This window comes from Saccharopolyspora hordei (assembly GCF_013410345.1).
GTDB lineage: Bacteria > Actinomycetota > Actinomycetes > Mycobacteriales > Pseudonocardiaceae > Saccharopolyspora > Saccharopolyspora hordei.
Window position 1 is genome coordinate 2,795,082 of sequence record NZ_JACCFJ010000001.1, and the last position, 11,751, is coordinate 2,806,832.

Annotated in this window: 9 protein-coding genes; 2 read left to right on the forward strand and 7 right to left on the reverse strand. The window is 72.2% G+C overall.

Translation table 11 applies throughout. From position 1 onward, the window contains the following. Nucleotides 1-801: 801 nt before the first annotated feature. The 4 genes from HNR68_RS13035 to HNR68_RS13050 form a co-directional block, all read right to left on the reverse strand. Nucleotides 802-2,595: a thiamine pyrophosphate-requiring protein gene (locus HNR68_RS13035; protein WP_179720818.1), complete on the reverse strand. Its 1,794-nt coding sequence runs from the start codon at nt 2,593-2,595 to the stop codon at nt 802-804. Nucleotides 2,596-2,697: 102 nt separating this feature from the next. Next, nucleotides 2,698-2,928 (reverse strand): non-oxidative hydroxyarylic acid decarboxylases subunit D, encoded by a 231-nt coding sequence (locus HNR68_RS13040; RefSeq protein ID WP_246330442.1) that lies wholly within the window; start codon nt 2,926-2,928, stop codon nt 2,698-2,700. Nucleotides 2,929-2,951: 23 nt separating this feature from the next. Continuing rightward, nucleotides 2,952-4,376, reverse strand: coding sequence for a non-oxidative hydroxyarylic acid decarboxylases subunit C (locus tag HNR68_RS13045; RefSeq protein ID WP_179720822.1), 1,425 nt, complete (start codon nt 4,374-4,376; stop codon nt 2,952-2,954). 20 nt (nt 4,377-4,396) lie between these two features. Continuing rightward, on the reverse strand, nt 4,397-4,981 hold the full coding sequence (locus HNR68_RS13050; protein ID WP_343050115.1) for a non-oxidative hydroxyarylic acid decarboxylases subunit B: 585 nt from the start codon (nt 4,979-4,981) through the stop codon (nt 4,397-4,399). A gap of 109 nt (nt 4,982-5,090) precedes the next feature. Here HNR68_RS13050 and HNR68_RS13055 point away from each other — a divergent pair, with 109 nt between their 5' ends. Next, nucleotides 5,091-5,975 (forward strand): helix-turn-helix domain-containing protein, encoded by an 885-nt coding sequence (locus HNR68_RS13055; RefSeq protein ID WP_218888289.1) that lies wholly within the window; start codon nt 5,091-5,093, stop codon nt 5,973-5,975. Here the strand turns inward: HNR68_RS13055 and HNR68_RS13060 are convergent. Together HNR68_RS13060 and HNR68_RS13065 are read right to left on the reverse strand one after the other, a co-directional pair. After that, nucleotides 5,945-6,184, reverse strand: a complete 240-nt coding sequence (locus tag HNR68_RS13060; RefSeq protein ID WP_179720824.1) for a hypothetical protein — start codon at nt 6,182-6,184, stop codon at nt 5,945-5,947. The genes HNR68_RS13055 and HNR68_RS13060 overlap by 31 nt on opposite strands. Then, nucleotides 6,181-7,344 carry a putative sodium/potassium/calcium exchanger gene (locus HNR68_RS13065; protein WP_179720826.1) on the reverse strand — a complete coding sequence of 388 codons (1,164 nt, stop codon included), beginning with the start codon at nt 7,342-7,344 and terminating at the stop codon, nt 6,181-6,183. Before HNR68_RS13065 ends, HNR68_RS13060 begins: the two co-directional genes overlap by 4 nt. Nucleotides 7,345-7,551: 207 nt before the next feature. On the opposite strand from HNR68_RS13065, the gene HNR68_RS13070 reads away from it, so the two are divergent. Next, on the forward strand, nt 7,552-8,277 hold the full coding sequence (locus HNR68_RS13070; protein ID WP_179720829.1) for a hypothetical protein: 726 nt from the start codon (nt 7,552-7,554) through the stop codon (nt 8,275-8,277). A gap of 85 nt (nt 8,278-8,362) precedes the next feature. Here HNR68_RS13070 and HNR68_RS13075 read toward each other — a convergent pair whose 3' ends face one another. Then, the gene (locus HNR68_RS13075) at nt 8,363-11,737 is read right to left on the reverse strand and encodes a TM0106 family RecB-like putative nuclease (protein WP_179720831.1); all 3,375 of its coding nucleotides are present in this window, start codon (nt 11,735-11,737) and stop codon (nt 8,363-8,365) included. Nucleotides 11,738-11,751 lie beyond the last annotated feature (14 nt).

Here is an 11,751-nt window from a genome sequence, read left to right on the forward strand (position 1 = left end):
GCGTCGATCGGGACGACGAGTGGCGCGCCGTTCTGGTGGTCGACGACGCTCGAACCGACGTTCGCCCCGAGACCTGGTGTCGCACATCGTCGCTGGTCACCGCGAGTGCAGAACCTCCGGCACAGAGCCGAACCGAGCACGGATCGGTGCTGCTGGGGCCTGGCGCTGGAGCCGATTCGTCAATCAGCCACGAGAAGGGTGACCCGATTCGGCATCCGCTCACCGGATGGCCACAATGGGAGTGCACCGCGCGTTCTGGCGCTTCCGGGTGCTCGCTGTTCGACATCGATCTACAGGGGTGAAGACCGTGCCTGACCACGTCGCGTCCGACGAGGAATTCGTACCTGCTCCCGTTCAGGGCGGGCGCGCCTGTCCGATCACGATCACCAAGGTCACCATGCGCGGGCCGTGGGGGACGCGCAAGGCCACCCGCGTCGTCAGGTCCACCGGAGTCGTGTCGGCTGACGTCGTGGAATGCGCATGAGCGGACTGCGTGCGTGCGGGTCGGCGGCGCGGACGGCCTGCTGACGCACGACCGGGCCGCGGGCGCTCCTCGCGGCCCGTCGACGGCGCGACCGGTCGACCACCCGTGCGAACAGCGCGAACGCAGATGACGCAACAGGTGTTCGAGCCGTCACGGCCTCCTCGTGTGGGGGAGCACTGAGTCGTACCTGAGCACTGGGCCCAACGATCGTCGGTCCGTCCACTTTGGACGAGGACGGCGGGACTGCAGGACAGCGGATCACCGGCATTCGCATCTCAAAGACGCTGGACCGCAACACCCCCGATCTCCTCCGGGTGCTAGCGGTCGCGCTTGCCCGGCAGGTACTCCTGCATCTTGGCCTTCACACCCTCGCGGACCACCGACCAGGCCTCCGGGTCGCCCTTGAGCAGGGAGCTGGTGACCTTCTCCATCTGGTCGAGGTCGGCGCGCGGTGGGATGGGCGGGACCGACGGGTCGGTGACGAACTCCAGCACGACGGGGCGGTCGGCCGCCAACGCGCGTCGCCACGCGTCCGCCACCTGGTCCGGGGCGTCGATCTTGGCGCTGCCCAGGCCGAGCTCCTCGGCGATGGCGGCGTAGCCGACGTCAGGCAGTCGCTGGGACGGGATGAACTGCGGGGCGCCGCTCATCGCGCGCAGTTCCCAGGTGACCTGGTTGAGGTCGCCGTTGTTGAGCACCGCGACGATCAACCGCGGGTCCGACCACTCCTGCCAGTACTGCCCGATGGTGATCAGCTCGTTGAGACCGTTCATCTGCATCGCGCCGTCGCCGACGAGCGCGATCACCGGCCGGTCCGGGTGGGCGAACTTGGCGCCGGTGGCGTAGGGCGCGCCCGGGCCCATCGTCGCCAGGGTGCCCGACAGCGAGCCCCGCATCCCCCGGCGGATCTTGAGGTGCCGGGCGTACCAGTTGGCCGCCGAACCGGAATCCGCGGTCAGGATGACGTCGTCGGGCAGTTGCGGGGAGAGCTCGTGGAAGACCCGCTCGGGGTTGAGCGGTTCGGCGTCCACGTGGGCGCGGCGGTCCATGACCTCCCACCAGTCGCGCACGTTCCGCATGACCGTCTCCTGCCAGGAGCGGTCCTCCTTGCGGTCCAGCATCGGTGACAGCGCCTGCAGCGTGCTCTTGGCGTCGCCGAGGAGGTTGACCTCGAAGGGGTAGCGCATGCCGATGAGACCGGGGTCGATGTCGATCTGCACCCCGCGCGCTTGGCCGTACTCCGGCAGGAACTGGCTGTACGGGAAGCTGGAGCCGATCATCAGCAGCGTGTCGCAGTCCCGCATGAGCTGGTACGAGGGTTTCGTCCCCAGCAGACCCGCGGCGCCGGTGACGAACGGCAGGTCGTCGGGCAGCACGTCCTTGCCCAGCAACGCCTTGGCGACGCCGGCGCCGAGCCGGTCGGCGATCTCGACCACCTCGTCGGCCGCGTCCCGCGCGCCTTGGCCGATCATGATCGCGACCCGTTCGCCGGCGTTGAGGACGTCGGCCGCGGCGCGCAGCGCGTCCTCGTCCGGCAGCACCGTGGCGCCGGAGATCCCCGTGCTGGAGGGGACCATCTTGAACGCGTGCTGGGGCGGTGAGTACTCCAGCACCTGCACGTCGCCGGGGATGATCACCGCGGTGACCGTCTGCCGCGCCTGCGCGGTGCGCATCGCGCGGTCCAGCACGTTGGGCAGCTGCTCCGGGACCGTCACCATCTCCAGGTACTCGGAGGCGACGTCCTTGTAGAGCGCCATCAGGTCGATCTCCTGCTGGTAGGAGCCGCCCATGGCGGTGCGGGCGGTCTGCCCGATGATCGCGACCACCGGGACGTGGTCCAGCTTGGCGTCGTAGAGGCCGTTGAGCAGGTGGATCGCGCCCGGGCCGGACGTGGCCGCGCACACCCCGACCCGCCCGGAGAACTTCGCGTACCCGACCGCCTCGAACGCGGCCAGTTCCTCGTGCCGCGACTGCACGAACCGCGGCCGGTCCTCCGCTCGTCCCCACGCCGCCAGCAGGCCGTTGATCCCGTCACCGGCGTAGGAGAAGACGTGCTCGACGCCCCACTCCCGCAGTCGGCGCAGGACGAAGTCCGCTACCAGTTCCGACACCACGGCACCTCCCTCGCGTCCGCTGAGCCGACGTTGGCGACGGCTTGCCTGGCCCTACCCAGAAGTGCGGCCCGGCTAACACGGTGCGGCGCTGCGGTGCGGTCACCGGCGCAGCGGCGGCACGGTGGGCACCTCGGCGGCGCCGTCGATGTCCTCCGCGGTGAGGCGGAACTCCTCGGGGTAGTGCTCGCGGGTGGTGCGGCGGGCGGGCTCGGTGGTGCGCCACATGTACAGGCAGCGCGGGCACTGCCGCACCTCCCAGGCGCCGGGCACCGGCGAGGTCGTCACGGTGCGGATCTCCGGGTCGGCGCAGCGGGGGCAGATCGTCTGCACGGGTCCTCCCAGCACAGGGGTGGTCATCGGTCGGCCAGCAGGGAACGCAAGCGGTTCGTCCACTCGGCGGTCTCGGGCAGGTCCTTGGTCGGGGTGCCGAAGTTGCCGCGCACGTCGGGCGCCACCGGGGTGGTCGCGTCGATGATCATCTTGCTGGTGATGCCCGCGGGCTCGGAGGCCGGCGCCAGCGCCACCACCGACAGGTTCGGCACGATCACCACGTCCTCGGACGGGTTGACCTTCGACGACTGCGCCCACATCACCTGCGGCAGGTCGAACGGGTCCACGTCCTCGTCGACCAGGATGACCTGGCTGACGTAGCCCAGGCCGTGCGGCGTGGTCATCGCGCGCATGCCGACCGCCTTGGCGAAGCCGCCGTAGCGCTTGGCCGTCGAGATGATCACCAGCAGGCCGTGGGTGTACATCGCGTTGACGGCCTTGACCTCGGGGAACTCCGCGCGCAACTGCTTGAGCAGCGGGACGCAGGTGTTCGGGCCCACCAGGTAGTCGCACTCGGTCCACGGCATGCCGAGGTACAGCGACTCGAAGATCGGCCTCGTGCGGTAGGAGATCCGCTCGACGCGCACCACCGGCATCCGCCTGCCGCCGGAGTAGTGCCCGGTGAACTCGCCGAACGGGCCTTCGATCTGCCGCACCCGCGACTCGATGCGGCCCTCGATGACCACTTCGGAGCCCCACGGCACGTCGAAGCCGGTCAGCGGTGCGGTCGCGATCGGCATCGGCTCACCGCGCAGCGCACCGGCCATCTCGTACTCCGACTGGTCGTAGGCCATCGGCATGCCCGCGACGATCGGCACCACCGGGTCGTTGCCGAGGGTGATCGCCACCGGCAGGTCCTCGCCGCGCTCCTCGGCCTTGCGCAGGTGCTGGGCGATGTCGTGCATCGGCACCGGTTGCAGCGCGAGGCGGTCCTCGCCGATCACCTCGATCCGGTAGATGCCCAGGTTCTGCTTGTCGAAGTCCTCCGGAGCGTCCGGGTCGCGGGAGACCACGGCGGCCTTGTCCAGGTAGAAGCCGCCGTCACCGTCGTTGAGCCGGAACAGCGGCAGCACGTCGAAGAGGTCGACGTCGGAGCCGGAGACGCTGTTCTCCCGCCACGGCGCGTCCTCGCGGCGGACCGGGGTGACCGGGAAGTCGTCCCAGCGGCGGGCGAACTCCTCGACCTGCTCGCGGGTGGAGGTCTCTTTCGGCAGACCCAGCGCCAGCGCGTGGTTGCGCCACGAGCCGTGCACGTTCATCGCAATCCGCGCGTCGGTGAAGCCCGTGACGTTGTCGAACCACAGCGCCGGTGCGCCGTCCCCGATGCGGCCGGCCGCGTTGGCCGCCGCCGCCAGGTCGGGTTCGGGAGCCACCTCGTCACTGATCCGCAGCAGCTGCCCCTCCGCGTCCAGCGTGTCCAGGAACGACCGGAGGTCGTCGTAGGCCATGTGCCTCTCCTTCGTGGGACTCAGGAAACCTCGAGCTTGGCGGTGCGCAGGCCCTCCCAGCGCCGGGCGGCCGGGGCGGGCAGGTCCAGCTGGTCGAGCACGCGGGCGGTGATGTGGTCGACGACGTCGGCGATCGAGGTCGGGTTGTTGTAGAAGGCCGGCATGGGCGGGACGATCCGCACGCCCATCCGCGAGAGCGCGAGCATGTTCTCCAGGTGGATCTCGCTCAGCGGCGTCTCGCGCGGCACGACCACCAGCGGACGGCGCTCCTTGATCGTGACGTCCGCGGCCCGCGCCACCAGCCCGTCGGCGTACCCGGCGCGGATGCCGGCGAGGGTCTTCATCGAGCAGGGCACGATCACCATGCCGTCGGTGCGGTAGGAGCCGGACGAGATGCTCGCGCCCTGGTCGTCGGGGTGGTGCACGACGTCGGCGAGCTTGCCGACCTCCTTGACGCTCAGCCCGGTCTCCAGCTCCACGGTGGCCCGCGCCCAGCGGCTGAGCACCAGGTGGGTCTCCACCTCGGGCAGTTCGCGGAGCTGTTCGAGCAGTCGCACGCCGAGCGGCGCCCCGGTCGCTCCGGTCATCCCCACGACGAGTCGCACAGTTCTCCCTTTTCGGTCACCTCGGGCTGCCTCGTCCACGCTAAGCCCCGATGTCGCAGGTGAGCGGGTACGCTCGCGACACGCGATGGGAAGGATCGGACAGCTTCGGATGACCGAGATCACGGACGTGGCCTACCGGCCCGGGGTGAACGCGCCGATCGGCATGGACGTCATCGACTTCGCCGAGCTGCGTTCGCGGGCCCGGCGCCGGGGCATCGACCTGGCCGGGCCGCAGCGACCGGACTTCCACCACCTGATCCACGTGCACGCCGACGCGCCCGCGCTCGCGCACACCGTCGACTTCACCCAGCACGTCATCCCGCCCGGCGGCTACCTGTGGGTGCGGCCGGGCCAGGTGCACCAGTACGGCGCCCTGTCGCGCTCACGCGGCACGATCGTCATCTGGCGGCCGGGGTTCGTCACCGTCGACCCGCCGACCCCGCAGTCCCCGGTCCTGCCCGGTCCGTCGGCGCGCGAACCGGTCGACCTGGCGCTGCGGCACCTGCTCGCCGACTACGCCGACCTGGGTTCGATGACGCTGGAAGCGCACAACAGCACGCTGCGCATGCTGCTGTCGGTGCTGCTGGTCCGGCTGGCCCACGCGGGTCCGGAACCACCGCCGTCCACGCCCGCGGACGGCCCGTTCGAGCGCTTCCGGGCCGCGGTGGAACGCGGCTTCACGCGCACGCACCGGGTAGCCGACTACGCCGCCGACCTCGGCTACAGCACGCGGACCCTCACCCGTGCGACCCTGGCGGCCACCGGGCGCTCGGCGAAGTCCTACTTGGACGCTCGGATCGTGTTGGAGGCCAAGCGTCTCCTGGTGCACACCGACCGCGCGTCAGCGGACGTCGCGCGCCACCTGGGGTTCGCCTCCGCCAGCGACTTCAGCAAGTTCTTCCGCCGGCACGACGGGCGGACCCCGCTGGCCTTCCGGGCCGAGGCCCGCGGCACCCGCGGGCCTCACGGCTCGGGCGCGTCCTCGTCCAGGTAGGCCTCGATGCGGTAGTCGACGCGGATGTCGCGGTAGGTCACGTGGGGTTCGACCGGCCTCGGGAGGTTGGTGCGGTCACTGCCCGAGGTGGAGCGGTCATCGGTGTCCCCGGTGAACTCGACGTGGGTCTCGGGGACTTCGTCGAAGGTGAGCTCCTCGGCACGCACGGTGCTGGTGAACGTCACGTCCGGTTCTTCCTCGGGAGTCATTGGCGTCGGTCCCTCCTGGACGGTCGCGAGGAGGCGTCCCGGTTGGTGCGGCGGGTCCTGCGCTCGGGTTCCGCGCGGCGCCTGCGGGCCGACCCCTCCTCGGACGCGCCCGCGTCGCCCGAGTCCCTGCCGCCGGCGGCCTCGCGCGCGCCCCTGCCGGTCTCCGCGGCGGTGTCCCCGACGTCCTCGACGGCCTGGCCGGCGGCGCTGCCCGCCTGTTCGGCGGCTTCGCCGGCGCCTTCACCGACGTTCTCGGCGGCGCTGCCCGCCTGTTCGGCCGCTTCGCCGGCGCCCTCGCCGACGTTCTCGGCGGCGCTGCCCGCCTGTTCGGCCGCTTCGCCGGCGCCCTCGCCGACGTTCTCGGCGGCGCTCCCGGCGCCCGATCCGACTTCCTCGGCGGCCGAGCCCGCGCCTTCGCCGACGTCCTTGACGGCGCCGCCGGTGCCTTCGCCGACGTCCTTGACGGCGCCGCCGGTGCCCTCGCCGACGTCCTTGACCGCGCCGCCCGCGCCCTCGCCGACGTCCTTCACGGCCGAGCCGGCGCCTTCACCGACGTTCTCGACCGCACCACCAGCACCGGAGCCGATCTCCTTCACCGCAGAGCCCGCGCCTTCACCCACGTTTTCCACCGCACCACCAGCACCAGCGCCGACGTCCTCCACAGCGCTGCGGGCACCGGAGCCGACGTCCTTGACCGCCGACCCCGCGCCTCCGCCGACGTCCTTCACCGCGGAACTCGCGCCCTCGCCGACGTCCTCCACCGCCCGGCCCAGGCTGCTGGTGAGGTTTTCCAGGATCTGCGGGTTGCGGTCGATCGTCGTCAGGACCCGGTCGAGGACCTTGGCGACGTTGTCGAGGCGGACCCTGAGCTCGGCCTGGGCCTCCACGCCCGCGATGCGCAGCGCGACGCGACCGAGCTCGGCGTCGACGCCCACGTTGAGCTTGAGGAGGTCGAGGACCTCGGCCTGCAGGGACACCCGGGCGCGCAGGTTCTCCACCTCCAAGCCGATCTCGTCGACCTTCACCACGGGGATGTTGAGGTAGACGTCCGGGTACTCGTCCTTGGCCCCGTCCTCGCTCGCGGGCACCTGCTGTCCCTCGACCTCCGCCAGCTCGCCGTCGTGGCGGCCCTCCTCGGAACGCTCGTCCCTGTCGGCCATCGCTGGATCCCCTCACTCCTGCACCGTCGGCAGGCGCGTTCTCCGGTCCCCTCCAGCCCTAGTCCTCGCGGGCGTCGGTGGGAAGAGGCCTTCGTCCCCCGGCTGCGCACGGCGAGGGCGAGGTGTGGGCGCCCCCGCGTGGGGGTAGGTCTGGCGGGAAGCCGTGCTTCGCAGCCAAAGCCATCACGCCAGCGGGGGAGGACGTCGATGAAGAAGGGAGCTCGGATCGCGACGGCGGTGGCCATCGGGTACGCGCTCGGCCGCACCCGTCGGATGAAGCTCGCGCTCGTGGTCGGCGGCATGATGCTCGGCCGGCGCATGGGCGACCCGACAGAGCTGCTGGCGAAGGCGACGGGAGTCGGGGCGGGCCAGCTCGGCGAGCTCACCGACGTCGTCCGCGGGCGCCTGCTGGACGCGGCCAAGACGGCGGCGATCGCCGCGGCGAGCAACAAGATCGAGGCTCTCGGTGAGGACCTCTCCGCCCGCGCCGAGCAGATCCGCTCCCCGCGCTCCGCTCCTGCGGAACCGGAGGACGAGGAAGCCCCCGCCTCGGACGAGGACTTCACCGAGGAGGAGCCGGAACCCGAGGAGCACGAACCGGAGTCCGCCGAGGACGAGGGGGAGTCGGCGGAGGAGGAGCCGGAGGTTCCCGACCAGGAGGCGGAGCCTGCGGAGGGAGAGTCCGCAGAGGACGGTGCGCCGGAGGAGAACTCCTCGGGCGCTGCCGAGGACGAGTCGGAGTCGTCGGAGGGGGAGACCGCGGAGTCTGGTGACTCGGGGGAGGAACCCGAGATCCCGGAGCAGGAGGCGAGGACCGAGCGCGAGGCCGAGCCGGTGGGGAGCACCCGACCGCCGCGCAAGCCCTCAGCCCCTCGCCCACCGTCGACCGCACCGCGCACGAGGCGCGCGGCATCGAGCTCCGGCCGCGGCTAGCGCCGTGCTGCGGGGGTGGCAGGTCCAGAGCGGAACGGACGATCCGGCGCGCTGGCGTGGAGCACCGGCCCCGGCGGAACGGCGGTCAGGGCCGGACCCCGGTGGAGCCGGGCCAGGGGCGGGCGTCCCGCAGGAGCCCGAGCACCCCGGAGACGAGCCGCATCTGCTCGACCGTCCGGATGTCGGCCTCGAGCAGTCGTGGGCTGCACACCAGCACGGCCACCGACTGCGCGCGCGACAGCGCCACGTTCAACCGGTTCCGGGACAGCAGGAAGTCCAGTCCGCGGGGCAGGTCGATCGCCGCTGAGGACGTCATCGTGGTGACCACGACCGGCGCCTCCTGGCCCTGGAACCGGTCCACCGTGCCGACGCGCACGTCCCCGAAACCGGCGTCGGCCAACGTGCCCGCCACGGTCCGCGCCTGCAGGTTGTACGGGGCCACGACGAGGAAGTCCTCGTCGGTCAGCGGACGGCCCTGCCAGGTGCGGCCGTGCAGGTCCGCGATCACCGACACGACCTGCGCCGCTTCCTCGACCGACCGCGTGGTGTTCCCGCTGTGCTCCACCGACGCGAGGTACAGCCCGGGGGAGAAGCCGTCGATCGAGCGCTGCGCGGTCGGGTGCGAGCGCAGCCGGCCCGCGTACGACAGCCGGGAGACCGGTGCGCACACCTCCGGGTGCATGCGCCGGGTCTGGTCGAGGAAGTAGCCCAGCTGGGGCGGGATGATGTCCGCCTCGCCGATCAGGTGCCCCAGCGCGGAGGCGTCCGCGCCCGCCGGGTGCGTGCCCTGCACCACCTGCGGCAGCTGCTGCGGATCGCCGAGCAGCACCAGGTTCGTGGCGCACGTCGACACGGCCAGCGCGTCGGCGAGCGCGAACTGCCCGGCCTCGTCGATCACCAGCACGTCGAACGGTTCCTCGCGCACCGCGGCGTTGGCGAAGGTCCACGCGGTGCCGCCGACGAGGTGCCCGTCGTCGTGCTCGCGACGCCACGCGGCCAACGCGCCGTTCGTCTTCGGCTGGTCCCACGGCAGTTCGGGATCCGGCGTGCGGCGCGGCCGTTTCGCGCACGCCATCGCGGGCGCGTTGCCGAGGGCGGCGGACAGCACGTTCTCCACGGCCTTGTGGCTGGTGGACGTCACGCCGACCGTGCGGCCGGACCGCACGAGGTGCGCGATCAGCTTGCCCGCCAGGTAGGTCTTGCCCGCCCCGGGTGGGCCCTGCACGGCCAGCACCGACCCGTCGAGCCGGTCGACCGCCTCGATCACGGTGGCCACCGGGTCAGCCCCGACCGCGGGCAGCGGGCCGCCGCCGCGCAGCCGCGGGGTCCGGCGCAGCAGGTCCACGCCGGGGTGCGCAGGCAGTTCCGGGAGCGTCTCGCCGACGAGCCGCGCCAGGTCGGCCACGGCCTCGTCCTTCGGCGCGGGCCGCACCGGGGCACCCGGCAGGACCGCGAGCGGCTGGTCGTCCGACGTGCTGTCCGGGGCGCAGCTCTCCTCCAGCGTGAGCTCGACCGCGGACGCCGCCACGACCTTCGCGTCCCGGGCCTCGGAGCCGTAGCGCAACCGCACGCTGTCGCCGACCGTGAACGGGTGCGGACGGTCCGGGTCGCAGGCCACCACGAGAGTGCGCTTGGCCGTGCGCTGCCGGCCCGACGGCGGCACCCAGTCGCCCGCGGACACCGACACCGGCACAGCGCAGGTCGAGTCCGCTTCGAGGTCGGTGAGCGGTGCGGCGAGCTGCCGGAAGAACTCCCACCACGCCGGGTTGGTCTCGCGCTTGTGGTAGCCGACGGAGGCGGCGAGCAGCGCGCGAGCGTGGTCGTCCGGGGTGAAGTCGACCGGGTCGTCGGGCAACCCCGCCAGCAGGGGCTCGACGAGCGCCGCCACCTCGGCAGCGCGTTCGGCCCGGCGCAGCGCGGCCTCGTCCTCCTCGGCCCGCCGCACCAGCGCGTCCACATCGGACTCCTCTGGTGGGGCGGCGAGCTCGATGCCCTCCTCCTCGCGGACGCGGTGCAGGAACTCCAGCAGTCGCTGGGTGGACACGCAGTCGTACTCGTTGTAGTCGGCGATGCCGCGCAGCACCTCGTCGGCGCCGTCGAGGTCCCCGGCCTCGCGGAGCGTCAGGTAGTCCTCGTAGGCCTCGATGCTCGACACGGCCGTCGTCACGTCCCCGGCGCGCGCCTCGGGCATGTACAGCGGTTCGAGGTGCTTGATGGAGTAGGACCTCCCGCCGACGCGCAGGGCCTTGCGCACCACGGCGTACAGGTCGACCACCCGCCCGCTGCGCAGCAGCTCGTCCACGGCTTCCTCGCGCGTGCCGTGCACCGCGGCGAGCCGCTTGACGGCCGTGACCTCGTACGGCGCGTAGTGGAAGAGGTGCGCGTCGGGATCGGCGTCCAGCTGGGCGGTGGCGAAGTCGATGAACTCCTCGAAGGCGCGTTTCTCCTGCGCGCGGGAGTGCGCCCAGAACGGCGTGAAACCCGCGTCGCGCGTGACAGCTCCGAACAGGTACTCCAAGCCGGTGCCGCCGAGGGCGTACGGGTCGCCTTCCATGTCGACGAAGACGTCGCCCGGGCTCGGCGGCGGCAGCTCGGCCAGCGCCGACGGGTCGACGACCTCGTACGCCGGCTTCCCGGTCCGCTCCTGCCGCACCTGGATCGCGGCCTGCGCGCGCAGGGACGCGAACGTGCCCGCGGACATGTCGCGCGGCCGGTCGGACGGCTCGGCAGCGGCGAGCGCGTCGATGGTGCCGAGCCCGGCCGCGGCGAGCTTCCGTCGCTGCTCGCCGCGGATTCCCGCGACCAGCGAGAGGTCCCGGTCCGCGGCACGCGCGGACGCGCAGTGGTCGGCGAAACCGCAGCTGGAGCAGGCGGGACGCTCGTCGCCCCACAGACGTTCCGGCAACCGCGGCGGCCGCGTGCGAAGTCGGTCGCGCAGGCGCTCGAGCAGCGGTAGGAAGTCGTCCACGCGCAGGCTGCGCGTGCTGCCGTCACCGAGCAGCAGGTGCATCTCCGGCCCGGCCGGCCACCCGGCGCGACGCAACGCGTCGGCGTAGGCGGTGAGCTGCACGACCGCGGACGGCTTGGCGTGCCGCGCGAGCTTCGAGTCGTGGACCTCGTAGCGGCCGAGGTCGTCGCGGACCAGGAAGTCGGCCCGGCCGGAGAACTCGCCGTCGTGGAAGACGGCCTGGTAGACCACCGGAGCACCCGCCCGGAGCGCTTCCTCGGTGACCTTCGCCGCGGCGACCGGATCGCGCTCGTCGATCTCCACCACGGTCCCGTGCTCACCGCGCAGCCGTTCCAGCGCGGCCGCCTCGTGCGCGTGCCCGTGCTTGACGGCCAGCCGGTCGGGCTCGGAGCTCGGGCGCGGCGCACCGGGCAGTCCGGCCGCCAAGGCCTGCTTGAGGATGCTGCGGTGCTCGCATTCGAGCAGGTCGGCGAGGTCGGACGGGGTGTGCATCGCAGGGCAGTCTG